Consider the following 240-nt stretch of genomic DNA (forward strand, 5'->3'; position numbering starts at 1 on the left):
AAGGGCGCGATCCGGGCCGGTGTCGGTGACATGGGCCTGATCCCGGGCTCGATGGGCACGGGCAGCTACGTGGTGCGGGGGCTCGGCAACGAGCAGTCGCTCAACTCGGCCTCGCACGGGGCCGGACGCCGGATGTCGCGCAACCAGGCGAAGCGGACGTTCACCACCGACGACCTGGCCCGCCAGACCGCCGGTGTCGAGTGCCGCAAGGACGCCGGGGTCGTCGACGAGCTCCCCGGT

1 protein-coding gene is annotated in these 240 nt (G+C 72.5%); it reads left to right on the forward strand.

From position 1 onward, the window contains the following. Positions 1-240: RtcB family protein (locus tag BN358_RS25065; protein ID WP_198018543.1), on the forward strand; the 240-nt coding region annotated here is incomplete at both ends.

It is taken from the genome of Sedimentibacter sp. B4, from assembly GCF_000309315.1.
Classification (GTDB): Bacteria; Bacillota; Clostridia; order Tissierellales; family Sedimentibacteraceae; genus Sedimentibacter; species Sedimentibacter saalensis.